This window comes from Candidatus Binatus sp. (assembly GCF_030646925.1).
In the GTDB taxonomy this organism is placed as follows: domain Bacteria; phylum Desulfobacterota; class Binatia; order Binatales; family Binataceae; genus Binatus.
Genome location: NZ_JAUSKL010000062.1, coordinates 1 through 24,203, shown reverse-complemented (window position 1 = coordinate 24,203; position 24,203 = coordinate 1). Strand labels below are relative to the sequence as shown.

Genomic DNA, 24,203 nt, shown 5'->3' with positions numbered 1-24,203 from the left:
CTCGTTCTAGATGGTGCCCTCGGCCTTCAATCGTTGCGCGCGATCGTAGCGTCCCTTCGAGTTGGCGAGCTTCGCCTGCGTCTGGTTGAGCGCGGCTTGCGCAGTTTCAACTCTGAGTTGGTACTCGCGCGGGTTGATCTTGAGCATCACTTGTCCCGCGTTCACCATGTCGCCGAAGTCGGCAGAGACGGTGACGACCGGACCTTCGACTTCCGACGACAGCACCGCGCGTTCGCGCGGAAAGAGCGCTCCCTGGACTTCGGCGGTGCGATCAAGATCTTGTGGATGAGCCGCGGCGACCGAAATCGTGATCGCGCGCGGCATCTTGTCCTTTTCGACGTCGGCGGCGGCCGGCGAATGACATCCCGCGAGCGAAAATCCGCCGACTACCAGCGCGAGCGTTGCAAGAAGCTGAAGAGGAGTGCGTTTCAGGCGCATGGAATAACTTGGATACCTTTGAGAAATAGCTCGACCACCGCATCAGCATCGGCTTCGAGCGGACTTGATGCCAGTTTCAGCAGGCGGCGGCGCAGCGACCCGGTGATCATTTCGCCGAGCATGAAGGCCGCGAACTGCGGATCGATCGGCCGAATCGCGCCGTGGTCGATTGCAGCTTGAAAAATCGACGCGCTGAAGTTAAGAAACTCAGCGTAAACACGCATGAATTCCCGTCCAGAGGCTGACTCAACCTCGACATCGAGCGAGTTCCCGATGATCAGCGTTTTTAGAAAGTCCTGGTTAGACGCCTCGATTCGATATTGACTAAGAATCAGATCGCGAATTCGCTCGATCGGCGGCTTTGCCGGATCGTCGGAGCGAACCGTCTCCTCCATGATCTCCCTGAGACCCTCGAGCACCGCGGCATGGACCAAGTCGTCCTTGCTGTTGAAGTAGAGATAAATCGTGCCCTTGGCGACACCGGCTTCTTCCGCAACGCGGTCGATAGTGGTGCCCTGCATCGCGTAACGGCCCATCACGCGCCGCGCCGCTGCGAGAATCTCCCGCAGGCGGTATTCCTTGATTACTTCTTCTTTGGTCAGCCGACTGGTCGTTCAGTCAACTGAACGTACAGTCAGTCTAAGTCCTCGACGAAAATGAGGCAAGGGATACTTTAAATAATTCTGAGAGGCCTAACTGCCTGATTTTTCGAGCTGTTCGCTCAAAATCTCCGCCAGTCGCTCAGCCGGAAGCCGCCTCAAATCGGGGATCGCGAAGCCCGACGCGGCCACGTGTCCGCCCCCGCCGTAAGTCTGCGCCAGTACCGACAGATCGACGTCGGAATCGGCGCTGCGCCGGAGGCTCACCCCCTGGCTCCGCAGATCAAACAGCGCGACGACCATCTGATGCTGCCCCTTGTACAAATGCGACGCGACTTCGCTGCTGTAGCCGAAGCAGCATGCGGTACGCAGCGTGATTCCATTGTCGAGCTTGCGATCGACCAGCGTCGCGTTGGCGAGTTCGAGGCTGCGGCGCATCGCATCCTCGCCCGACTCGAACGCGGAGCGCAGCTTGCGGCTCATCGTGGGCTCCTGCAGCTTCAGGATCTCGCGATACGAAGTGATTCCGCCGAGCGTCTGCACCGCCAGCGCCCAATCGGGCGACTCCGGGATTCGATGAATCCATCGATCGTGGTCGTCGGCTATCAACACGAATGGCTCGAAGGCCTCGAAAGCGGCGCGGCGCTCGTCGGAAAGTTCGCCCGCCCGGCTTCTCAAATAGTTGAAGGTCAGCCGCGCGGCCGAATACTCCTCGTCGAGCACCTTGCCTGCGAACGGCACCTTGAACTCGGGCGCATCGGCGCGCGAGACTGCGGTTCGATGATGATCGATCCAGAAAACACGTGCACCGCGGGCAGAAAGCTCGGCCAGCCGATCCGCGCTCGCGGTTGAGTTCCAGGACAAGTCGGTGATCCAGATCTCGCCGCCGTCGTCGGACTTGATATCAAGTGCCTGGATCACGCGGTCGGCGTCGCTGTTGCCGGCCAGCGTCGCGTACACTTTATGGCCTTCGTAAAAGCGAGCGACGGCAGCGGCTGCCATCACCCCGTCGAGGCATGACGGCCCGTGGCTGACGACCTGGATCGTGGACACGTTTTTGCCCGCCATAAGAGCACGATACTAGACCAGACCGCCGCCGCGAACGAAACGGCTGATCGAAGAATCGCAAACTTCGCGATGCGCTCGCAGATTCCCAACGGACTGAGCGCGCTTAGATTCGCGCTGGCGGCGATATGGGTCGAGCTTGCGGCGAATGGACATACCGGCCGCGCTGCGTACGTGATCATCGCGATCGTCGCGGCGGGCAGCGATTTCATCGACGGGCGCATCGCACGGCGCCTCGGCGTCGCGAGCGATCGCGGGCGATGGCTCGACGGCGTCGCCGACGTCACCTTCATCCTCGCGGCGCTGTGGTGCGAGGCGGTCGCGGGCGCAATCGAGCGCTACATTCCAATCCTGATTGCGATTTCGTTCAGCCAGTACGCGCTCGATTCGATCGTGATCGCGAGAGCGTCGGCCGGTCCGATCAAGAGCCGGCTGGGGCATTGGGGCGGAATCGTGAACTACGCGATCGTGATCGCGCTGGCATTTTCGCCGCCGCGCGCGATGATCGCCGCCGCGGTCCGCGCGATGTCGCCGCTCGTAGCGATTTTCTATATCGCCGCGATCGTTGAACGTGCCTGGCTCTTCTATCGTTCCTGATCTGTGCGAGACGCGAGGGAATATGAAATCGAAGAAATGGTTTTTCGCACTGATTTTGCTGGCTGGCGCGATCCTTCAGATAGTTTCGCGCGCAATCGCCCAGGATAAACCCGATCCAGCGCTGGCGGCTGAAATCGATCGAATCAAGGCGATCGACAATCACGCGCATCCGCTGCGCGTTACGACTGAGACCGATCAGCGCGACAACGAAGAGGACGCGCTCGACATCCTGCCGATGCCGGCGTTTCCGCTATCGCCAAGAATTCGTGCCGACAATCCGGAGTTCATCGCGGCGTGGCGCGCCTTGTACGGATATCCATTTGCCGATCAAAGCCGGACCCACCTTGCCGAGTTGCCGGAACTCAAACGCCGCGCGATGCGCCAGCATGGCGATGGCTACCCCACCTGGGTGCTCGATCAACTGGGCATCGAGACGATGCTGGCGAATCGCGTGGCGATGGGTCCCGGGCTGGTCAGGCCGCGCTTTCGATGGGTCGCGTTCGACGACGCTCTGATGTTTCCACTCGACAACACCTCGATGCGCAACGAGAATCCCGATCTGAACGCTTTCTATGCCAGCGAAGAGGTGCTGCTGAAGCGCTATCTTTCGACATCCAAACTCGAGCGGCCGCCACCAACTCTGCAAGGCTATCTCGACCAGGTCGTTTCCACCACGCTCGTGGCGCAGAAGAACGAAGGTGCGCTCGCGATCAAGTTCGAGGCGGCGTACCTGCGGTCGCTCGATTTCGGCAATCCCTCGAAGAGCGAGGCGGAGGGCATCTACGCGCGATACTCAAGCGGCGGCGAACCGACTGCGCAAGACTACAAGGCACTGCAGGATTTCATCTTCCGTTACATCGCGCGCGAGTGCGGACGCCTCGGGATGCCCGTCCATATTCATGTCGCAGCCGGCGTAGGCAGTTATTTCAAAATCGCGGGCGCCAATCCGCTGCTGCTGGAATCTGTCTTCAACGATCCGTCGCTGCGGAACACCACCTTCGTGATGATTCACGGCGGATGGCCATTCACCGCCGAAGCTGGGGCATTGATGTCGAAACCGAACGTTTATGCCGATTTCTCGTTTCAGACCTATCTGACATATCCAGGAGCTTTGAGCGCGGTGATTCGGAGCTGGCTCGAATCGACGCCCGATAAGGTCCTGTTTGGAACCGACGCTTTCGTATTCGGGCCGGAGGTAGGATGGGAGGAGAGCGGATGGCTCGCCACTCGCAGCGCGCGCCAGGCTTTGGCGCTCGCGCTCACCGGCATGGTCGACGACGGCGAAATTACTCGAACTCGCGCGAGCGAACTTGCACGGATGGTTCTGCGCCAGAATGCGATCGCACTCTACAAGTTGCGCTAGCGGCAAGTCCTGGCATCTGTCGTGCGCGCTACTGGGTCTCTTGGCGTAGTTCGCGCTCGGCGAGTTCCAGGTCCGCTTCGACCATCATCTCGGCGAGCCGCTCGAATTTCACCTTCGGTTCCCAGTTCAGCAGCCGCCTGGTCCTGGACGAATCGCCGATCAAAAGATCGACTTCCGTGGGCCGCAGGAACCGTTGATCGAGCACCAGATGGTCTTCGACCTTGAGTTTAAGCCGGTCGAACACGACCTCGAGAAACTCGCGCACCGAATGAGTTTCGCCGGTCGCGACGACGTAATCGTCGGCGTGGTCCTGCTGCAGCATCAGCCACATCGCTTCGACGTAGTCGCCGGCAAAGCCCCAATCGCGGCGGGCCTCGAGGTTGCCGAGCGCGAGCTTCTGCTGCATCCCCAGCTTGATTCGCGTCGCGCTGCGGGTGATTTTGCGCGTCACGAAATTCTCGCCACGGCGCGGGGATTCGTGGTTGAACAGAATTCCGTTGCAGGCGAAGAGACCATAGGCCTCGCGATAGTTGATCGTCTGATAGTGCGCGTAAACTTTGGCACACGCATAGGGACTGCGCGGATGAAAGGCGGTGGTTTCGCGCTGCGGAACTTCGGCGACCTTGCCGAACATCTCCGACGAGCCGGCCTGATAGAGGCGCGCGGAACGCCCGCGGCGAGCGTTGTGATCGCGCAGCGCCTCGAGCAATCGAAGCGCGCCCAGGCCGACAACGTCGGCGGTGTATTCGGGCTGGTCGAATGAAATTCGGACGTGCGATTGCGCCGCCAGATTGTACACTTCGTCGGGCTTCACCAACTCGATAATCCGGCGCATGCCGGTGCCGTCGCCGAGATCGCCGTAATGAAGTTGCAGTCCCTTCGAGTTAGCGAATCCTTCGCGCAGATGATCGATGCGGCCGGTCGCGAAGCTCGAGGTCCGGCGCACCATACCATGCACCTGATAGCCCTTCTGCAGGAGCATCTCGGCAAGATAGGAACCGTCTTGTCCAGTGACGCCGGTAATCAGGGCAACTTTCTGCATCGCTGGATCAATCATGCGCGTTCGGCGCGCGGGAGCCGAAAGATGTTTGCATCGCGTTGAAGACTCGCATCACGCTAGCTGTTTTTGGCGACCGCCGAGGCTGATAGCACGACTCTGAGGCCGCTGGCTTCGACGGCGCTAAGCAAAATCGCGACGCGCTCGGCGCCTGAAAAGTAGTGCTGGAAGATCGCTTCGAAACCGCGAAACGGGCCTTCGACGACGACCACTTTTTCGCCGGTGTCGAACGGCTTCTCGACGATCTCGACGATGTCATTAACACCCCAGCGGCGAATCTCCGTGATGATCGAGACCGGCACCGCGAGAGGATCGGAGCCGGCGGAGACGATACCGTGAACGCCCGACATATATTTGACGTCGAAGTAACTTTGCTGCAAATCGAACCGCGCGAAGAGATAGCCGGGGAAGAGCGGACCGATCGAATCAGCCAGGCGTCCCCAGCGCCGCGCCTTGGCTTTCAGCAGCGGGAGAAATACCTCGGGCACCAGCTTGCCGAGTTGATCGCGAACCCACCGCTCCTTGCCGGTTTTGGTCCGAATCAAATACCAATGCGAACTTTGGTCCATCGCGCGCACCCCGTTTCGTGACTGGGAGGCGCGGTCGTACAAACGACGAACGCAGCCGACACCTCCTGCCACCATAGCAGCTTAAAAAATAGAAGAAACAGAGGCGAAAAGAAAGGCGGCTGCGGTATCGAGCCGCAGCCGCCTTGTCAGTCAGCAAATCAGATCAGATCTCGTAAGTCAGCGTAAATTCGAGTTCCTGAATACGCTGTGCGCGGCTTTCTACGAACGGGTCGGTATTGCGTCCGCTGCGGCCGATATACATCTGGGCGTTCACGCCGAACAGGATGTTGCGCGAATAGCGATAGACGTTGGTGGAGCTGAGTCCGCCGGTGTTGTCGTCGATATCCCACGCGACCGAGTTGGTCGTGACCAATTGACCGTTCATCATCCAGTTGACCGCCGCCAGGATAGCGAAATCACTGAACTCGCGCAGTTTACCCGCGGAATTGCCAAAGTAGGGAATCGAATTGCTCGGGCGATTCGGGAACCAGGTCACGACGTTCTGCGCGACGAGGAAGGTATGCTGCTTCGACAGCCACGGGATGTAGGTCGGACGGTCGCCGGCGAGGATCCACCGGGTACGTGTGGTCCAGTCCGATCCGCTGACGGAGCATCCGACGCACGCGCCACCGAAAGTCGGCTCATAGAGAATGTCGTATCGGTAAACGACGTCGGTCAGATCTTTGTCGTAGTAGGTGCCGGTCAAGCCGAAGAAATGATTGCGCCGGATGTCCTGATCAATCATGACCAGGAAGGTGCCGGCCTTCGGCACGCCCGGACGCGGCTTGCCATAGATGAAGTTGCCGTTGTTGAGGAACTGTCCGGGAGCGATATGCGTCCAGTTCGACGCCGCGCCGCCGGAACCCATGATTTTTGAAGTACCAAAGGCCGCATCGAGCGCGGAGCAAGCCGTGCAGAGCCCGAGACGCGAGTCGCGGGCTTCGTAAAGATAGATGAAGCTCGCCTGAAGACCATTACCGATTGGCAGCAGACTCGAGTAACGAATACCGAATTCGCTGTTCTGGAGCGAGTTGGTCGGCGGCTTGGTGTTATTGCGCACCGCGAAATCGGCGAAGATACCGCCGATGTTGATCATCGGCTTCTGCCCTTGGTCCCTGAAAGTAACTTCGCGGAAGGCCTGGCCGTTCTGGTTGAAGGCGCCGAGTTGCGTTGCTGAGGGGAAAATCCACGGGTTACGCGGATCACCGGTCTGAACTTTGAAGCCGTTGCCCTGGTAATCGCCGGGGATAATGAAGGCTTCGAGTTCGTTGTTAGCGGTCCTGAAATAGTCCGGCAGGATGTAGTTTAGTTTTATCATCCGGACATTCTTGCGAAGATTTTCCGCCGACTCGAAGTGAATCCAATGATAGGTTGAGTCGACAGTGTTGGTGACTTCCGTTCCTGACAGCGCGTCCGCTTCCGACCAGATGACTTGCTGTTTACCGATTCGAACCGAGAAGTTATCGGTAAAGTTCAACTGCCCGTAGTATTCGTGCAGATCGTTGCGGAAATACTGCTGCTGCAAGTCCTGGTGACTGTAGTTAATGCAATCGCGATTCGGTTGGCAGGCACCCTTGTTCTTCAACGTGCCGAAGGCGTCGTACCACGGCCGATAGAACGCGAAGAAATCCGCATCCTTCAAGATATATGTGTCGAAGCGGCCGAGCAGTTTGTAGTTCTTTACAAAATGATAGTCCGGCCGGATGTCGGCGAGCTGGCGCATTTCAACCAGATCCCACCGATTGAATTCGAAGGTACCGCCCGACTCAGTCGCCGCCGTGCCCGGCGTCGCGATCGTGGTCAAGGTCGGCAGCGGATGCGAGTACGTGGTCGGCGTGCCGTTATTACGGGAGCCGCCTTCGCCGAATCTGCCTGCCTCGCGGCTTTCGAAAAAACCGAAAATCGAAAAGTCGCCCTGTGTGATCGTTGCCATGGCCGCTGACGACCACAGCGTGGCGATCGTTGCCACGGTGACCACCAGAAGACTCCGCCACCGCGTACCGCCAAAACCCATATTCCCGTTCTGCATAAGCACCCCCAAGCCGTTGGAGCCCCTCGTGGTTTCGTCGAATCCTCTAAACGCCACGCAATCGGGACGCTCTTTTCCCGATCGCTCGTCAGGAACCTACGAACGGCGCTTAGGTACCATTCCACGGTGCATCTTGTCAAGACGGCCCAACTGCGCTGACACATAATCGTCACACGCCCGCAACATGGCAGCGGGCCTGCGTTGCGAACGATCGGATTTGACGGGCTGAAGCGCCATCACGCGAGACACATGAGCGGCGCGACGCCAGCGCCCCGTCGCGGCCCGGGCGCCGAACGCTTCGGGCCGCTGCAATTCTCACAATCGAAATTGACGGGCGGCATCTCACCTGGGCGGCGATGCTCAAAGCGGCGGCAGCGCCCCAATTAGTCAGCAGTGGATTTGGTCGGGACAACGGCTGCGCAATCGGCCGTCCCCTTTTTGTTGCAAGAGCGGCAGCCTCAAACAATCGGGTTTGGCGCGCTACGGGAGGCAGGTTAACGGCAGATTACGACGCACTTGAATTTGTCATCCGATCAGTGTAGGTACGACCACCGAGCGCTTATCCGGAGTAATTTCCGGAACGCTGCCAGTCTCGATTCGCGGCCGAGGCTGGGGGAGGAACAGGGTCCGCGTTGGTTTTCTAGACCGATTTGGCCAGCAGGTGGGACACCGATCGACTCGGCGGGGGTTAGACACAATGACGCACGGAAGGATGCAGATGATGACGCAGGTAAGAGTTGGGATCTCATTGGCGCACAGAGCCGCGCTAAGGATCGCTGAGATCGTACGTCCGCTCTCGGTTGCGGCGGTGGTGTTCTCCGCGGCATTCCTGGCGGTGACAGCGAGTAACAGCTATGCGGCCAAGTGCGACAAAGACGATTCATGCACAGAAGACACCGTTGTTCTTGGCAATAACGGAGCGATCCTGGGCAGCAGTTACGAAGTGTTTGCTGCCGGCGCCAGGAAGAACACCAAGGCGACGCACGAAGTAAAAGGCAATCAGACCGGGCTGGCGAGCCCCTCCGGAGTCGCGATCACCCCCGATGCACAGACGATCGCGATCGCGAATCAACTGGGTGGCAACGTGCTGGTGTTCGGTTCTGGCGCGACAGGAAATTCGGCACCGTCGGCGAGAATTGGCGGCCCCACGACGGGCCTTGAAAATCCCGCCGGGGTGGCATTCTTGCCGGGCAACGACATAGCAGTCGCGAGCACGCTGGGTGCGGTTGTCGATCCGGGTGGCGGTCCTCCTCCGACCGGGATCTGCGACCCAGCGGTCGTCGGATTCAGCTTGGGAGTGATCAGTGAGTTCGCTGCAGGCTCGAACGGAGACGTGACTCCGCTCAACAATTCGCCGGTCAACGGTGGCACTCGCAATGCGACGATTGGCGGATGCGCCACCTTCCTGCTCGGACCAACCGGGCTGGCGTCCGAACCGAGTGGCAAACTGTGGGCAGCTAACAGCTTCGGCGGATTCATCACTTCGTATGCCGCAGGCGCCAGCGGCGATGCATTTCCTGATAACATCATCGCGGGCGCGATCGCGCCCGCATTTGTGGCGGTCGGCGCCGCTGGAACCGAGATTTACGTCACCGATCTCGGCGACAACTCGGTCAAGATCTTCGACGCGACCACATTTGGCGGAAAGCTGCTCGGGGTTATCAGCGGAAAGCGAACCAAGTTCAACAGTCCGATGGGTATCGATTTTGTCGGCGATGACCTGTACGTGGCGAACAACGAAGCCAACAACTTCGTCATGTTCGACGATGACGCAGGGGAACTGGATTTGGGCGGAAACATACGGCCCAATGTAATCGTGCGCGGCAAGCACACCAATATGAACCTGCCGACCGGTCTTGCGGTGCCGCATCCGTAGCCGCGCAGCGGTCTAAAGCGAAAGAGCAATCGAGAACGCCGAATCCGGGCAACCGGGTTCGGCGTTCGTGTTTTTGAGAGTAGCGAGGTGAGTAATCTAGCGCATCACGATTGGCGTAAATCCTCGGCCAGCGCCGCCGCGATAGCCGGACTGATCGCGCCGCGCACCGCCATCGCAGGATGATCGGCTTCGATCGCAATTTCGCCATTGGCGGCCAATTCGAGCATCCGCGCCGAATCGAGACCATTTAACGAAAAGCGCACGAACTGGACGGCGCTCAAGCGATCTTCCGAGATTTGGCGATCGTCGAACTTCACCGGGATTCTGTTGCCCGCGACGAACAGCCACAGGTGCCGCTCGAGGCCGACCAGGCGCCGCAACGCGGAGTCGCGCTCGCGCGCTTCGGGATACTCGATCAGCATCGTGGCGACCAGTTCGCCGGCGCCGGGCAGGATTTCGTTGTAGGTGTCGATTTCGTGCTGAATCGCCTCGCGCGTGGACATTTTTTCGGTGCGGATCATCTCCTGGATCTGGTACCAGACGGTCTGATTATTTTCGAACAAAAGAGTCAGGTGGGTACCGACGTGGAGCCGGCGCCGTTCCTTGGCGTGAATCAGCAGCGGACGCAAAATGTCGCGCACGCGTTCGTAATCGGCGAGCGCGAGAACCTGGTCGAACTTGATCGGTTTCATGCTTCAGTTGCCTCGGTCGATGGTTTTGGCGGCACGGGGTCGGGGAATCCGTCGGCGCGATAGGCGCGCGCGAGCACCTCGAGCGGATTGATCGGACGGGCGCCGGTGGCTTGCTCGATTTGAACCGCGGCGAGCGGACAATCGCTGGCCATCACGCGCGCATCGGCATCGCGCATCCCGGAGAACGCTTTTTTTCCCCACTTCATCGATAGCTCGAAGAATTCTTTCTTCATCGCCCACGAGCCGTCGTGCGCCGAGCATGCATCGACGGTGGCGATCTGAACGCCGGGAATCTGGCGCATCAGGTCGCGCGAGCGAAGGCCGATTCCCTGCGCTTTCAAATGACACGGCACGTGATAGGCGACGCTCACCGGCGTCGATTGAAAATCAATGTTGAACTTGCCGGCGCGCCGGATTTGATACAGCAGTTCGCCGGGATCGACGACGGCAGCGGCAAACTCCTTGACGTCGTCGCCGGGCAGCAGGTTGAGATATTCCTTGCGCATCATGAGCGAGCAGGTCGGATTGATGGCGGCGATTTTGTAGCCGGCGCGCACCAGCGGGAGCATCGAATCGACGTTGGCGCGCGCTTCCTTGCGCGCAAAGTCGGTGTCGCCGCCGTCGAGCGCGGGCATCCCGCAGCAGTTCTGCTTGGGGCATTTGATCGCGCATCGGTTTTTTGCGAAGACTTCGACCGCCGCTTTGCCCGGGCCGGGGTTGTAGTAATTCACGAAACAGGTCGGGAACAGTGCGACCTTGGCGGCTGGTTCGGCAGGCGCCGGCGGGAGCCCGGTGCGCGCGAGCCATTTCTCGAAAGTCTCTTTTGCGAAGTCGGGAAGAATTTTATCGCGATGAATCCCGATCATCTTTTCCATTATCACGCGCTGGAATTTCCGATGGCATCCCCAGTTGGCGAGGCCGGGCGTCATCGAGCCGAGCTTGCCGACGAGGTCGGGATTACCGAGCAGTTTTTCGCGCATCGCGACGCCGTTTTCCTTCGCGCCGACCGCCTTCGCGCGGAGCATCAGGCGCGGGAAATCAAGCTGGAACTCGTGGCCGTCGCGCGGCGTGTACGGGCATTTGATTTCGCAGAGCTTGCATCCGTAGCACAGCTCGATCACGCGATGGGTTTCGGCGGCGGTCAGGCCGCGAACGTCGCCATTGTTGCGATCGGTGGCGTCGAACAGTGCGGGGAACGAGGGACACAAATTGAAGCAGAGGCGGCATCCGTGGCAGATGTCGAAGACGCGCTCGATTTCCTTATTGAGGCCGGCGCGATCCCAATACCTGGGCTCCGTCATGTTGTAGGAAAGCCCGTCGCTAGGCTTGGCTTGGATACGATCACTCATCGGATAAACCTGGCCGGATGAAATTGGAGCGACACGGAGTCAGGGCCGCGCGCAAGCCGGGAAATTCTAAAAGATCGCAGCGAACTCGGCGCGACAAGAGCACCGCCCCGGGCATCATGGGATGTCCGGGACGGCGTCGTTTCAGACTGAAATTTAGAGCGTGGTCGCGGCCTTGGCGAAACGTCCGGCGTGGGACTTTTCGGCCTTGGCGAGCGTTTCGAACCAATCCGCGATTTCCGGAAAGCCTTCGTCGCGCGCCGATTTCGCCATCCCGGGATACATATCGGTGTACTCGTGTGTCTCGCCATGAACGGCCGACTTCAGGTTGAGTGACGAGTCACCGATCGGCAAATCGGTGGCGGGGTCGCCGACCTGCTTCAGATAGTCGAGATGACCGTGAGCGTGGCCGGTTTCGCCTTCGGCGGTGTCGCGGAAGAGGCCCGCGATTTCCGGCTGGCCTTCGATGTCGGCGATCTTGGCGAAATAGAGGTAGCGGCGATTGGCCTGGCTTTCGCCGGCAAACGCATCCTTGAGATTCTGATGGGTTTTGGTTCCTTTTAGACCTGGCATTTTCTTATTCTCCCTCCGAGGATTGTTCAATTGTGCGATCGTTTGATGCGCTGGCCGTGAGCAGCGATACGGGCTTTCGCGCGCTTCGCGCTTTGTGCTCCGCATCGTTCGCAGAGCGCGTGAATCTCGAGTGACGAACCGATCACGGTGAACTCGCCCAGCTCACCGCGTCCGGCAAGGATTCGATCGAGCTCGGGAATCTCGATATCGCGGATGCGGCGGCATTTGATGCATACGACGTGATGATGCGGCGTCAAGTTGCCGTCGTAGCGCGCGCTGTCGTGCAGCATCGTCACCTTGCGCGCCTCGCCGATCTCGCAGAGCGTTTCGAGCGTGCGATGAACGGTGGCGAGCGAGATGTGGGGATGCTGCTTGCGGACGGCGGCGCAGACCGCGTCGGCGCGGGGATGCTCGCTCGAATCGAGCAGCACTTTGATAATCGCGAGGCGCTGCGGGGTCACGGCGAGGCCGCCCGCGCGGCATCGTGCGGCGAACTCGGCGAGGCGATGCGCGGCGTAGGCCGGGCGTCGTCGCTCATTAACCAGCGTTAGTTCCATTACTAAGTGATAGTAATTATCATCTGATTATCGCTGCTGTCAATGGGTAAGAAGAACGAAAAGAAAAGCGATAACCGCAGATTTCACAGATTACGCAGACTAAGAATTGGCGGCCGCCATTTTTGGGGACACCAGCCAAGCCCTCCGTCATCCTGAGAGTTTGTGAATTTTTTGGGGAAACGCGTCGAAATGGCGAAAGTAATCGAGCAATTTCGGGCAGACTTTTTTGCGATTTTGAACAATTTATAAACTCTGAGTGCAAGCGAAGAATCCCGGATTTGCTTTCTGGGTCTTGTTCATGAGCCGACTGCACCCTCACCCGCGTCTCTATCGTAGAGCGATTCGGCCCTTCGGCCCGAAGTCGGCTTCGCGGCTGACGCGCGCCGCCGCGACCTCTCCCGCAAAGAAGCGGGCGAGGCAAAGAAAGCGCTGCGACAAAGAAAGAGTTGCGTTCTTTCGGCGGGTGAAATTGACAAAGGGTGCGGCGGTCGGCTACCTATGAATGTGCCCCTCAAATCGAAAATCTCTGACGCAAGCTGCCCGCGCGAGCAATGGCTCCGCGACGGAGAAAAACTCTGGCCGATGTTTCTGTGATAGCCGTCGTGCCGGCGCGTTACGGATCGTCGCGTCTGCCCGCCAAAGCGCTCGCGGAGATCGCCGGCGTGCCGATGGTGGTGCGGGTGTGGCGGCAGGCGTCGAAAGCGAAATCGCTTCTCCGCGTGGTGGTGGCGACCGATGACGAGCGAATCGCGGCGCCGGTGCGCGCGGCGGGCGGGACCGCGATCATGACGGCGACGACCCATCAGAGCGGCACCGATCGAATCGCGGAAGTGGCGGAGCGGATTCGCGCCGATGTATATCTGAACGTGCAGGGCGACTTGCCGTTTATCGCGCCGGAGGATCTCGACGCGCTGGCGGCGCCGATGCGCGCCGACGCGTCGATCGCGATGGCGACGCTGGCGACGCCGATCGTCGATGGCCGCGAGTGGAACAATCCCAACGTGGTGAAAGTCGTATGCGGCTTCGACGGCGACGCGCTGTACTTTTCGCGGGCGCCGATTCCGTTCGCGCGCGACGGCGGGATGCCGCGCGAGGCGCTCAGGCATATCGGGGTGTACGCGTACCGCCGCGACTTTCTGCTCGAATTTGCGAGCCTGCGGCCGGGCGTGCTCGAAAGAATCGAGAAGCTCGAGCAACTGCGCGCGCTCGAGCATGGATACCGGATTAGAGTCGTGGCTTCGGTCGCGCCTTCGCTCGAAGTCGATACGATGGACGATCTCGTGCGCGCGCGCGCGGCGGCGGAAGGATCAATGCGTTGATGCGGGGGAGGGAATCAAGGATGGAGCGGGCGAAAACCAAGTTCATATTCGTAACTGGCGGCGTCGTTTCCTCGCTGGGCAAGGGCCTCGCGGCGGCGTCGCTGGGCGCGTTGCTCGAGGCGCGCGGGCTCAAGGTCACGATGCTGAAAATGGACCCGTACATCAATGTGGATCCGGGCACGATGAGTCCCCTTCAGCACGGCGAAGTCTTCGTCACCGACGACGGCGCCGAGACCGACCTCGATCTCGGGCACTATGAGCGCTTCGTCGAGACCCGGATGAGCAAGCGCAATAACTTCACCACCGGGCAAATTTACGACACCGTGATTCAGAATGAACGACGCGGCGATTATCTGGGCGCGACGGTGCAGGTCATTCCGCATATCACCGACGAGATCAAACGGCGCATCCTGGCGGCGGCGGAAGGAGCGGACCTGATCATCGTCGAGATCGGCGGCACGGTCGGCGATATCGAGAGCCTGCCGTTTCTGGAAGCGATCCGCGAATTCAGGTGGGATCTCGGGCGCGAGAACGTGCTGTACGTACATCTCACTTTAGTGCCGTTCATCCCGACTGCGGGCGAACTGAAAACCAAGCCGACGCAGCATAGCGTCAAGGAACTGACGGGACTCGGGATTCAGCCGGACATCCTGCTCTGCCGCTGCGATCGGCCACTCGAGAAACCGCTCAAAGCCAAGATCGCGCACTTCTGCAACGTCGAGGAGAGCTGCGTGATCTCGGGGGCCGATGTTCCGACTATTTACGAGGTGCCGCTGCGCTATCATGACGAGGGCTTCGATCAGCGCGTGTGCGAGAAGCTCAACATCTGGACTGGCGCGCCGAACCTCGCGAAGTGGCGGCGAATCGTCAAGACGGCGCTCGACCCGAAGCATACGGTGAACGTCGCGGTGGTCGGCAAGTACGTGAACCTGGTCGATTCGTACAAGAGCCTGCACGAGGCGATCGCGCACGGCGGAATCGCCAACGAAGCGAAGGTGGCGATCGACTACGTCGATTCCGAGGAGCTGGCAAAGCAGAACGTCGAGGAGCGGCTGGCGCAGGCGCACGCGATTATCGTGCCGGGCGGCTTCGGCGAGCGCGGAACTGAGGGGATGATTCGAGCAATCCGGTATGCGCGCGAGAATGCGGTGCCGATCCTGGGTATCTGCTACGGCTTGCACATGATGGTGATCGAGGCGTCGCGCAATCTGCTGGGGCTGAAGCGCGCCAACACGTCGGAGAATGCCCCGGCCTCGCCCGACAAAGTCATCGACATCATGGAGTCGCAAAAGGAAGTATCGAAGCTCGGTGGCACGATGCGGCTCGGCGCTTATCCTTGCGTAGTCAAGCCGGGCTCGCTGACGGCATCGCTCTATCGCAAGTCGCGCATCTCAGAGCGGCATCGGCATCGATATGAGGTGAACAACGCCTATCGCGATCAGCTCGCGAATATCGGGCTCGTCGCGACGGGCGTTTCGCCGGATGACACGCTGGTCGAGATCATGGAGTTGAAGGGGCATCCGTGGTTCCTCGGATGCCAGTTCCATCCGGAGTTGAAGTCGCGTCCGCTGGATTGTCATCCGCTGTTTCGCGGCTTGATTCGGGCGGCGCTGCAGCGGCGTTCTGAATTGGCGATAAAAAATCCGAAAGTGCGGGAATTGAGATCGGTCTCGTGAGCGTGACCAGAGTCCAGGCCGGCAACGCGGTCTTCGGCGGGCCGGAGCTGGTGATAATCGCGGGACCGTGCGTGATCGAGAGCTACGAAGCGAGCGTTCGGCATGCGATGCGGCTCGCGGAGATCACGCATCGCGCCGGCCTGCCGTTCGTATTCAAATCGTCATTCGACAAGGCGAATCGCACCAGTCACGAATCGTATCGCGGTCCGGGGCTCGAAGACGGACTCGAGATTCTCGCGCGGGTGAAGCGCGAGGCGGGAGTCGCCGTGTTGACCGACATCCACGAGCCCGAGCAGGCCGTGAGCGCCGCGCAGGTCGTGGACATTATCCAGATACCGGCTCTGCTCTCGCGCCAGACCGATCTGATCGACGCGGCGGCGAAGACCGGATGCGCGGTGAATATCAAGAAGGGGCAGTTTCTCGCGCCGTGGGACATGAAGGCGGTGGTGGCGAAGGCGGAGAGCGCGGGCACGCGGCGAATCATCCTCACTGAGCGCGGATTTTCATTCGGCTACAACAACCTGGTGTCGGACATGCGCTCGCTCGCGATCATGCGCGGCTTTGGATATCCGGTGGTGTTCGACGCGACGCATTCGGTGCAGTTGCCGGGCGCTGGCGCGGGCGGGAATCGATCGGGCGGGCAGCGCGAGTTCATCGCACCGCTCGCGCGCGCGGCGACCGCGGCGGGAATCGACGGCGTGTTCATGGAAGTGCACGAGGATCCCGATCGGGCGCTCAGCGACGGTCCCAATTCTTATCGGCTCGACGAGTTGCCGGCGCTGCTCGAAACGCTCAAGCGAATCCACGAAATCACGCGCGAAGTACGCTAGGTCAGGCGCGGCACACCGATCGCGCCGGCGGCGAAGCGCGGTCATCGGCAAAAGCGTATAGTTTTAAGCGAACTGGCGGGGTGCGGGACGGCCGGTATCCGGTGACGCTCGTTTCGGGATGAGGAGCGGCGTTGCCGGGAGCCTGGTTTACATGAAAAAATTCAGTTGTTACGGTGAGCTATCAGGAGAGATCATTTGAGTCCCAGGCGGGTTGCGAAAGCGCTGGCGGGATTCGGCCTGGTCGCGGTGGCGGCATTGATCGCGGTCACCGTATGGGTCGTGCGCCATCGCAGCGACGCGCGGGTATTGCAGACGGTCGCCGACGTAGTGCCGGGCGCGCTGCTGCACGCGCACAATTTTCACTGGACGCAGATGAAAGCCGGCGACCGCCAGTGGGTGTTGACCGCGGCCGAAGCGAGCTACTCGAACGATCGGCGTTCGCTCACGCTGAAGGACGCAAAAGTCGAGATGACTTCGACTGATGGCAAATCGGTCGCGGCAACCGCGCCGCTGGCGGTGATGAGTCTCGACGGCAATCACGTGAACCTTGCGACGCTGAGCGGCGGGACGACGATTCGCTACGGCGATTTTGTTCTCACCACCGACTCTGCCACCTTTAAACCAGATGAGGATGAAGTCCAGGCGGCTGGATTGGTGACGGTGATCGGAGACGGAATGAAGGTAACCGGGATGGGACTCACGGGGCATCCGAGGGCCCGCGTGTTCCAGCTCCGCGATCAGGTGAATACGCAGTTTATTCCTAAGAGCGACCGTGAACATGCCAAAGCAGGTTGATAAGCGGATCGCGCGCGCGGCCGGATCGAGAGAGCGGATGCGCGCTCCGCGATTGATTGCGATGGCGGCGTTCGCGATCGCGCTGGCGCCGCCCGCGAGGGCGCAGGACGGTGTGAATACGCCGATCACGCCGGGGGTATCGGCGCCGTCGTTTTCGGCGGGGCTCACTCCCGGGACGATCGGCAGTACGATCCGCAATGAGCAGACGACGAGCCCGCCGCCCACAGGATCGAAGGTCAAGACCGACGACGATTTTTCCGGCGACTCGATCACGGTGACGGGCGGCGTGCCGAGTTCGGCGAACTCGGCAAATTCGACGCCGATCGATACCGCGAATGTGCCGGCCGAGGCAGCGCCGTCGAGTGGCGCGGCGGCAGCGGAACCAATCGAGCCGGCAACTTCACCGGCTGCGATGCCATCGGCGAGCGCCGAAACTGCGCCGATACCATCGACAAGCGCCGAGACGGCGCCATCCTCGGCACCGCCGCCGGTCGCGAGCGCACCGGTGCTCGTGCCGGGCGCGCCGCCACCCGACGTGAGTCTAGCGCCGCAGCCGGAGACGCCTCCGCCGTCGCCAACGACTGCGGCATCATCTACGGATGCGACGACTCCCACCGCTTCGACGGCTGTGACATCGACGCCGGAGGCGCCGATCGCGGCGTCGAGCACGGCGATGCCGATGCAACCAGCGGAGAGCGCTCCGGCCGCGAGTCCATCGGTAGCGAGTTTGCCGCCGGCGACAATCGAAGCCGCGCCGCCAATGGCGAGTGCGCCAGTTGCGAGTGCTCCATCGGCAAGCGCGCCGATCGCCGCAAGCGAACCTGCGCCACCAGTCGTGGCGAGTGCTCCAAGCGCCGCGCCTATGCCCGCAGCGGCGAGCGAATCGGAAGCGCCGCGTGCGCCGGCGCCGAAAGATTTCACGCCGATCACAGCGGCTGATGTCGCGCGAGCCAACGCACCCGCCGCGCCCGCGTCGGCATCCGCGGGATCGGATTCCGCGAATGCGCCGATCACGGCAGCGTCGATCGCGCCGCCGGTGACGTTCGCGTCGCCCGCGACCGAGGCGCCGGCTGTGTCCGCATCGGAACAGCCGGCCAGCGCGCCGGAGACGGCATCGGCGGAGCCCGTGAAGGCAGCATCGAAGAAAAACAAGAAATCGAAATCAGACGCCGACGGCAACACCAAGGTTGCGTCGAATCCGCCGACCGACGGCGCATTCGCGGGCCTTCAATTTGGCAATAGCAAGAGCCCGATCGATATCAAGTCTGAGTCGATGTCACTCGACTACGAGAATCATGCGATTGTGTGGACCGGGCACGTGCACGCCAACCAGGCCAACGCGCAGCTCACGGCCGACAAGCTGCACGTGAACTACCTCGACAAAGATTTCAAACAAATGAAGGACATCGTGGCCGAGGGCAACGTAAGGATGAGCCAGGGCACGCGATGGGCCACCGGCGATCACGGGGTGATGGATCAGACCAAGCATACGATGGTGCTGACTGGCAGCCCGGTGGTGCACGACGGCAACGATCAGATCACGGGCTCGAAGATCACCGTGTATATGGACACGGGCAGAAGTGTCGTCGAGGGCGCGCACGCGGTAATCTTTCCGCATCAGGGCGACGAGGCGGATAATTCGGCGACCAAGAGCGCGCCGGGCGATCAGTAATCAGCGATGGCGTTGGAAATAAAACTCGGACAGGACTTGCGGCTTCGCCAGCAACTGGTGATGACGCCGCAGTTGCAGCAGGCGATCAAGATCCTGCAGCTTTCGCTGCCGGAGCTGGAATCGATAGTGCAGACCGAACTCGAGCAAAATCCGATGCTCGAGCCACTCGACCAAAGTCCCGCCGAAGCCGCGGGTGAATCCGAGCCGGACCGCGAGATGGCCGAGAGCAACGGCGAGCCACTGCCGCCCGAGACCGATGGCAGCACGGTCGCCGATTCGGATGACGACTGGGAAACCGGCGCGCGCGAGGAGAAAATCACCACGCCGGCGGTCGAGGTCGAGGCGCGCGACGCGGCACTCGAGATCAAGGAGCTGAACAACCTCGAGAAGCTCGATTGGCGCGAATATCTCGAAACGTATTCGAACAACTGGCAGGAGAGCGCGCCGTCGGATCCCGACGATGATCATCGCAGCGCGCTCGAGAACACGCCGATTCGGCGGAGCTCGCTCGAAGACCACGTGATGTGGCAGCTCAGGATGTCGAGCCTGCCCGAGGCCGATCAGCGAATCGGTGCGACGATCATCTACAATCTGAACGACGACGGTTATCTCGAAACGCCGCTCGAAGAGTTGGCGGCGCAGCTCGAGGTCGAGCCGGCGGAAGTCGAGCCGGTGCTGAAGGCCGTGCAGCGATTCGATCCGCCGGGGGTGGCGGCGCGCGATCTGCGCGAATGCCTGATCGCGCAGTTGCAGAATCTCGGGATGGAAGAATCGCTGGCGGCGCGAATCGTGAAGAACCATCTCGATCTGCTGGAGAAGCATCGCTACGGCGAGATCGCCAAGGTGCTGGGCGTCACGATCGAAACGGTCGGGCAGGCGGCCAAGATTATTTCGGAACTGGAGCCCAAGCCGGGCCGCGACTACGGCGGCGAACAGCCGACCTACGTGGTGCCGGACGTGTACATCCACAAGGTGGGCGAGGAGTACGTCGTGACGCTCAATCGCGACGCGGTGCCGCGCTTGCGCCTCGCGGGGTACTATCAGCGCGTGCTCAACGACGTGGACGTGGCGGCGGAGACGCGCGAATATCTGCAGGAGCGGCTGCGCTCGGCGCGATGGCTGGTGAAATCGATCTACCAGCGCCAGCAGACGATCTTCAAAGTTGCGACCTCGATCGTGAAGTTCCAGCGGGCGTTCTTCGATCATGGTATCAGCGTGCTGCGGCCGCTGGTGCTGAAGGACGTGGCGGAAGATATCGGGATGCACGAGTCGACGATCAGCCGTGCGACGGCGAACAAGTACGCGCATACGCCGCAGGGAATTTACGAGCTCAAGTTTTTCTTTACTTCGGGCGTGAAAGGGGCGGGTGGCGAGGACGTCAGCGCCGAGACGGTCAAGGAGCACATTCGGGTATTAGTCGGTGGCGAGCGGCCTAACAGTCCGCTGTCGGATCAGGCGATCGCGGAGATGCTGAAAGCGCGGCAGATCAATATCGCGCGGCGCACGGTGGCGAAGTATCGGCAGGCGATGGGAATCCTGCCGTCGGCGAATCGAAAACAGGTCGGATGAAAAGAGGCGACGACCATGAAAGACGGCAGCAAGGGAAAAAGCGCCCGCGCAGCCACACGCAAAATACGCCGCAAGGCGCGCCTCGGCGCGGCGGAAGATTGCAAGGTGGCGGTGACGTTTCGGCACGTCGAGCCGACCGACGCGATCCGGCAATACGCGGAGCGGAAATTCGCGCACGCGGGCAAGCTGATCAAGCGGGCCTGCGAGGTTCATCTGATACTGTCGGTTGACAAGTATCGGCATCACGGCGAAGTTACGGTGAAGTCGGGGCGGCTGTCGGTGACGGCGGCGGAAGAGACCAAGGATCTTTATTCAGTGATCGATCTGCTGGCGGACAAGGTTGGCCGCCAACTGACAAAGCATCTGGAGAAATTCACGGCGAAAAAGGTCAGGGCGCCATCGACCGGCGAGGTCCTGGCTGCCAGCGAAGAGAGCTGAAATCGCGGCGGCCGAGGCGAAATCGAGCGATGTCGCCGTCGATCGATTTGGTCGCCGGCGGCCGACTGCGATTGCCTTGGCATCCGCACCTGATCTTCAATTGACCGGGACATCGAAATGAAAATTACTGAAATCTTAAGCCCGGACATGGTGGTGGCGGACTTGAAGGGCACCACCAAGCCCGACGTTTTGAACGAACTCGCGCAGGCGCTGGCGGCGAAATACAAGGAGATACCGATCGGCGAATTGACCGCAGTGCTGGCCGAACGGGAGCGGCTGGGATCGACGGCGATCGGCGACGGGATCGCGATTCCGCACGGCAAGTTGCGCGGGGTGAAGAAGATCATCGGCGCGTTCGGGCGGCATCGCGAGGGCGTCGATTTCGATTCGCTCGACGGCGGCGCGACGCATCTGTTTTTCGTGCTGGTCGCGCCGGAGGATTCCGCCAGCCTGCATCTGAAGGCGCTCGCGCACGTATCGCGATTGCTGAAGGACGGCGGCTTTCGCGATCGGTTGATCGCGGCGACCGACGACGCCGAGATTTTTGGATTGATCAAGGAAGAAGACGGCAAGTTCTAACCGCATCGAGGGCGTCGCCAGAGTTGCTGCTCCGCGCAGCGAAAATCACGATCTCATGAGCGTGCCCGCAACCCCCCGGCTGATAATCGTAACCGGCGTTTCCGGCTCCGGGCGCTTGTCCGCGATGCGCGTGCTCGAAGATTTGGGCTTCTACTGCGTCGATAATCTGCCGGTGGCGCTGGCGCCCAACGTGCTCGAGCTGGCGGCGGGCAGCGATCCGGCGCTGAAGGGGGTGGCGCTCGGAATCGACGCGCGGGAGCGCCTCTTCTTTCCGCATTGGCCGCGGATCTTTGCCGAGCTCGAAGCGAGCGGGATTCGGCCCGAAGTCATTTTCCTCGACGCGGCTGACGACGTGCTCACGCGGCGCTACTCGGAGACTCGCCGGCCGCATCCGATGGCCCAGACGGGCGCCACCGTCGCGGAGAGTATCCGGATTGAACGGCTCGCGCTCGCCGAAATCCGCGAGCGGGCGAATCGGCTGATCGACACGACTGCGCTGACGGTGCATGAACTGCGCGAAGTCGTCACGGCGGCGGTGCTCGGGTCGGGCACGGGATCGCGGATGGTGCTGTCGATAATTTCGTTCGGCTACAAGTATGGCTTGCCGGTCGGGATGGACTTGGTGCTCGACGTGCGGTTCATTCCGAATCCGTTTTTTGTGCCCGAGTTGAAGCCGCTGACGGGACTCGACCCGCGGGTGCGCGAATATGTGCTTGAACAGCCGGAGGCGCGCCGCTTCGTGGACGAAGTCAGCGACCTGCTCGCGTTTCTGATCCCGCTGTATCAACGCGAGGGCAAAAGCTACCTGACGATCGGGCTCGGATGCACCGGCGGAAGGCATAGATCGCCAGTGCTGGCGCGCGAGTTGATCGAGCGGCTGAGAGCGGCGGGCTTCGAGGGCTCGGTCCGCGATCACGACATCGCGCATTGAATCGTCGCGAGCGGCTCGCGAGGTCACCGGTAGGCGATCAATTCATGATGCTGCCGCAATCGACGTTGATCGTCTGGCCAGTCACTCCGCGATAGGCATCCGAAACGACGGCGAGCGCGACGCGCGCGACTTCTTCCTCGGTCGCCATGCGGTTCATTGCGGCGGTCGACAGAAATCCCGCTCGAATCTGCTCGTACGGTTGCTTCAGGGCTTCGGCGCGCGCGCGCATCACACGCTCGATGCGATCGCCTTCGATCGCGCCGGGGCAGATACAGTTGCATCGGATGCCGCGCTGGCCCCATTCGCCGGCGACCGTCTGGGTGAGGCCGATCATTGCCCACTTGGCGGCGGCGTACGGCGAGCGCATCGGATATCCGCGGCGGCCGGCACCCGACGAAATATTCAGGATGTTGCCTGAGCGCTGCTTGTCCATCGTGGGCAGCACGGCGCGAGTGGCGAGCCAGGCGCCGGTCAGGTCGATGTCGATGGTTTCCTGCCATTCGGCGAGCGACATCTCGGTGATGCGCTTGGTGGGTCCGGAGATTCCAGCGTTGTTCACGAGGATGTCGATGCGGCCGAAGGCGCTGAGCGTTTCGGCGGCCATCTTTGCGCAGTCGGCTTCCTTGGAGACGTCGGTGGCGACGTAAATCGCTTTCGCGCCATTGCGTTCGAGTTCGGCGCACGCTTGCTTCATCGGCTCGAGCGAGCGCGCCGCGATTACGATTTTGGCGCCGGCGTCGCCGTAGAGCAGGGCAATCTGTTTGCCGATTCCGTAGCCACCGCCGGTGATGATCGCGACTTTATCCGCGAGTTCGTTCATGGATGAATCTCTTCCTTTCCGCGCTGCGGGATCAGATGGTAGCGACGTAGTATCATTGGCGGCCGGTGATAACGAGGCTGGAACCTTGTTTCACTCCGCGACCGACAAATATCATAAGGCGATTTTCATGGCCGCCGTCAAACCATTTGGAAGCGCCGCGGGGAAGACCACCGGCCGCGGATCGAGACTCACCAATTTTCTGAAGATCGCGATCATCGTGGTCCTGGTCGGCGGCTCGATCTGGCTCTTGCTCGCGCATTCGGAATGGTTCCGCGACCCGAAGATGGTCAAGGTCGAGGTGCTGGCGTGGGGCGTGTGGGGGCCGGCGATATTTGTGCTGCTGTACGCGGTCGGGCCGTCGTTTCTGATTCCCGGCGCGGTGATGACGATCGCAGGCGGGCTGGCATTCGGCACATTTTGGGGGGCGATATATTCGCTGATCGGTGCGGACATCGGAGCGTTGGTGGCGTTCGGCGCGGGCCGCTTTCTCGGCAAGTCGTTTGTACAGGGAATTGTCGGCGAACGTTTCCAGACGATGATGCAAAAGATCGCGCGGCACGGCTTTCAGATCATTTTCTATCTGCGAGTTGTGCCGGTAATACCGTACAACGCGCTGAATCTGCTGGCTGGCGCGTCGCCGATTGCGTTTCGCGATTATTTTTGGGCGAGCGTGATCGGGATGATCCCGGGGACGATCCTGTTCGCGTTTCTGGGCGACGCACTGTGGCATCCGCTGTCGGCGAAGTTCGTGCTGGCGGTGCTGCTGATCGGAACGTCGGTGGGATGCGGCGAACTTTATCGGCGCTGGTCGAA

At 61.1% G+C, this 24,203-nt stretch carries 24 protein-coding genes; 13 read left to right on the top strand and 11 right to left on the bottom strand.

Going from position 1 to position 24,203, the window contains the following annotated elements; genetic code table 11:
• Window positions 1-6 precede the first annotated feature (6 nt).
• The 3 genes from Q7S58_RS09665 to Q7S58_RS09655 all read right to left on the bottom strand — a co-directional run bounded on the left by Q7S58_RS09665 (window position 7) and on the right by Q7S58_RS09655 (window position 2,105).
• Window positions 7-438: an efflux RND transporter periplasmic adaptor subunit gene (locus Q7S58_RS09665; RefSeq protein ID WP_304824183.1), complete on the bottom strand. Its 432-nt coding sequence runs from the start codon at window positions 436-438 to the stop codon at window positions 7-9.
• Window positions 429-998 carry a TetR/AcrR family transcriptional regulator gene (locus tag Q7S58_RS09660; protein ID WP_304824321.1) on the bottom strand — a complete coding sequence of 190 codons (570 nt, stop codon included), beginning with the start codon at window positions 996-998 and terminating at the stop codon, window positions 429-431. The genes Q7S58_RS09665 and Q7S58_RS09660 overlap by 10 nt, the downstream gene beginning before the upstream one ends.
• A gap of 132 nt (window positions 999-1,130) precedes the next feature.
• Window positions 1,131-2,105 carry a hypothetical protein gene (locus tag Q7S58_RS09655; RefSeq protein WP_304824180.1) on the bottom strand — a complete coding sequence of 325 codons (975 nt, stop codon included), beginning with the start codon at window positions 2,103-2,105 and terminating at the stop codon, window positions 1,131-1,133.
• Window positions 2,106-2,174: 69 nt separating this feature from the next.
• Here Q7S58_RS09655 and Q7S58_RS09650 point away from each other — a divergent pair, with 69 nt between their 5' ends.
• Both Q7S58_RS09650 and Q7S58_RS09645 read left to right on the top strand, forming a co-directional pair.
• A complete protein-coding gene (locus Q7S58_RS09650) occupies window positions 2,175-2,699 on the top strand; it encodes a CDP-alcohol phosphatidyltransferase family protein (RefSeq protein ID WP_304824178.1) in 525 nt (174 codons plus the stop codon).
• Between the two features lie 22 nt (window positions 2,700-2,721).
• Window positions 2,722-4,062, top strand: coding sequence for an amidohydrolase family protein (locus Q7S58_RS09645; protein ID WP_304824175.1), 1,341 nt, complete (start codon window positions 2,722-2,724; stop codon window positions 4,060-4,062).
• 28 nt (window positions 4,063-4,090) lie between these two features.
• On the opposite strand, the gene gmd is transcribed toward Q7S58_RS09645, so the two are convergent.
• The 3 genes from gmd to Q7S58_RS09630 form a co-directional block, all read right to left on the bottom strand.
• Window positions 4,091-5,119 carry a GDP-mannose 4,6-dehydratase gene (gene gmd / locus Q7S58_RS09640; RefSeq protein WP_304824171.1) on the bottom strand — a complete coding sequence of 343 codons (1,029 nt, stop codon included), beginning with the start codon at window positions 5,117-5,119 and terminating at the stop codon, window positions 4,091-4,093.
• Between the two features lie 59 nt (window positions 5,120-5,178).
• Entirely contained in the window at window positions 5,179-5,688 is a 510-nt protein-coding gene (locus Q7S58_RS09635) for a transcription termination/antitermination protein NusG (RefSeq protein WP_304824165.1), read from the bottom strand.
• A 163-nt stretch (window positions 5,689-5,851) separates the two neighbouring features.
• Entirely contained in the window at window positions 5,852-7,621 is a 1,770-nt protein-coding gene (locus tag Q7S58_RS09630; protein WP_304824162.1) for a hypothetical protein, read from the bottom strand.
• 844 nt (window positions 7,622-8,465) lie between these two features.
• Here Q7S58_RS09630 and Q7S58_RS09625 point away from each other — a divergent pair.
• Window positions 8,466-9,593 carry a hypothetical protein gene (locus tag Q7S58_RS09625; RefSeq protein ID WP_304824159.1) on the top strand — a complete coding sequence of 376 codons (1,128 nt, stop codon included), beginning with the start codon at window positions 8,466-8,468 and terminating at the stop codon, window positions 9,591-9,593.
• Between the two features lie 104 nt (window positions 9,594-9,697).
• Here the strand turns inward: Q7S58_RS09625 and Q7S58_RS09620 are convergent, their stop codons facing one another.
• The 4 genes from Q7S58_RS09620 to Q7S58_RS09605 all read right to left on the bottom strand — a co-directional run bounded on the left by Q7S58_RS09620 (window position 9,698) and on the right by Q7S58_RS09605 (window position 12,761).
• Window positions 9,698-10,285, bottom strand: coding sequence for a DUF3501 family protein (locus Q7S58_RS09620; protein WP_304824155.1), 588 nt, complete (start codon window positions 10,283-10,285; stop codon window positions 9,698-9,700).
• A complete protein-coding gene (locus tag Q7S58_RS09615) occupies window positions 10,282-11,634 on the bottom strand; it encodes a heterodisulfide reductase-related iron-sulfur binding cluster (protein WP_304824151.1) in 1,353 nt (450 codons plus the stop codon). The genes Q7S58_RS09620 and Q7S58_RS09615 overlap by 4 nt, the downstream gene beginning before the upstream one ends.
• 153 nt (window positions 11,635-11,787) lie before the next feature.
• Window positions 11,788-12,204 (bottom strand): rubrerythrin family protein, encoded by a 417-nt coding sequence (locus Q7S58_RS09610; protein WP_304824148.1) that lies wholly within the window; start codon window positions 12,202-12,204, stop codon window positions 11,788-11,790.
• A gap of 26 nt (window positions 12,205-12,230) precedes the next feature.
• Window positions 12,231-12,761 (bottom strand): Fur family transcriptional regulator, encoded by a 531-nt coding sequence (locus Q7S58_RS09605; protein WP_304824145.1) that lies wholly within the window; start codon window positions 12,759-12,761, stop codon window positions 12,231-12,233.
• A 551-nt stretch (window positions 12,762-13,312) separates the two neighbouring features.
• Here Q7S58_RS09605 and kdsB point away from each other — a divergent pair.
• The 9 genes from kdsB to rapZ all read left to right on the top strand — a co-directional run bounded on the left by kdsB (window position 13,313) and on the right by rapZ (window position 22,570).
• The gene (gene kdsB / locus Q7S58_RS09600; RefSeq protein WP_304824141.1) at window positions 13,313-14,080 is read left to right on the top strand and encodes a 3-deoxy-manno-octulosonate cytidylyltransferase; all 768 of its coding nucleotides are present in this window, start codon (window positions 13,313-13,315) and stop codon (window positions 14,078-14,080) included.
• Window positions 14,081-14,100: 20 nt separating this feature from the next.
• Window positions 14,101-15,756 carry a CTP synthase gene (locus Q7S58_RS09595; RefSeq protein WP_304824138.1) on the top strand — a complete coding sequence of 552 codons (1,656 nt, stop codon included), beginning with the start codon at window positions 14,101-14,103 and terminating at the stop codon, window positions 15,754-15,756.
• A 2-nt stretch (window positions 15,757-15,758) separates the two neighbouring features.
• The gene (kdsA, locus tag Q7S58_RS09590; protein WP_370655494.1) at window positions 15,759-16,586 is read left to right on the top strand and encodes a 3-deoxy-8-phosphooctulonate synthase; all 828 of its coding nucleotides are present in this window, start codon (window positions 15,759-15,761) and stop codon (window positions 16,584-16,586) included.
• A 195-nt stretch (window positions 16,587-16,781) separates the two neighbouring features.
• Window positions 16,782-17,381 carry an LPS export ABC transporter periplasmic protein LptC gene (gene lptC, locus Q7S58_RS09585; RefSeq protein WP_304824132.1) on the top strand — a complete coding sequence of 200 codons (600 nt, stop codon included), beginning with the start codon at window positions 16,782-16,784 and terminating at the stop codon, window positions 17,379-17,381.
• Window positions 17,365-19,053: an LptA/OstA family protein gene (locus tag Q7S58_RS09580; protein WP_304824129.1), complete on the top strand. Its 1,689-nt coding sequence runs from the start codon at window positions 17,365-17,367 to the stop codon at window positions 19,051-19,053. Before lptC ends, Q7S58_RS09580 begins: the two co-directional genes overlap by 17 nt.
• Before the next feature lie 6 nt (window positions 19,054-19,059).
• Entirely contained in the window at window positions 19,060-20,622 is a 1,563-nt protein-coding gene (gene rpoN / locus Q7S58_RS09575; protein WP_304824126.1) for an RNA polymerase factor sigma-54, read from the top strand.
• Window positions 20,623-20,637: 15 nt separating this feature from the next.
• Window positions 20,638-21,060: a ribosome hibernation-promoting factor, HPF/YfiA family gene (gene hpf, locus Q7S58_RS09570; RefSeq protein WP_304824123.1), complete on the top strand. Its 423-nt coding sequence runs from the start codon at window positions 20,638-20,640 to the stop codon at window positions 21,058-21,060.
• Between the two features lie 117 nt (window positions 21,061-21,177).
• Window positions 21,178-21,639 carry a PTS sugar transporter subunit IIA gene (locus Q7S58_RS09565; RefSeq protein WP_304824120.1) on the top strand — a complete coding sequence of 154 codons (462 nt, stop codon included), beginning with the start codon at window positions 21,178-21,180 and terminating at the stop codon, window positions 21,637-21,639.
• 55 nt (window positions 21,640-21,694) lie between these two features.
• Entirely contained in the window at window positions 21,695-22,570 is an 876-nt protein-coding gene (rapZ, locus tag Q7S58_RS09560; protein WP_370655493.1) for an RNase adapter RapZ, read from the top strand.
• 37 nt (window positions 22,571-22,607) lie between these two features.
• On the opposite strand, the gene Q7S58_RS09555 is transcribed toward rapZ, so the two are convergent.
• On the bottom strand, window positions 22,608-23,390 hold the full coding sequence (locus tag Q7S58_RS09555) for an SDR family NAD(P)-dependent oxidoreductase (protein ID WP_304824112.1): 783 nt from the start codon (window positions 23,388-23,390) through the stop codon (window positions 22,608-22,610).
• A 127-nt stretch (window positions 23,391-23,517) separates the two neighbouring features.
• Between Q7S58_RS09555 and Q7S58_RS09550 the strand changes: the two genes are divergently transcribed.
• On the top strand, window positions 23,518-24,203 hold a 686-nt coding region (locus tag Q7S58_RS09550), incomplete at its 3' end, for a TVP38/TMEM64 family protein (RefSeq protein WP_304824108.1).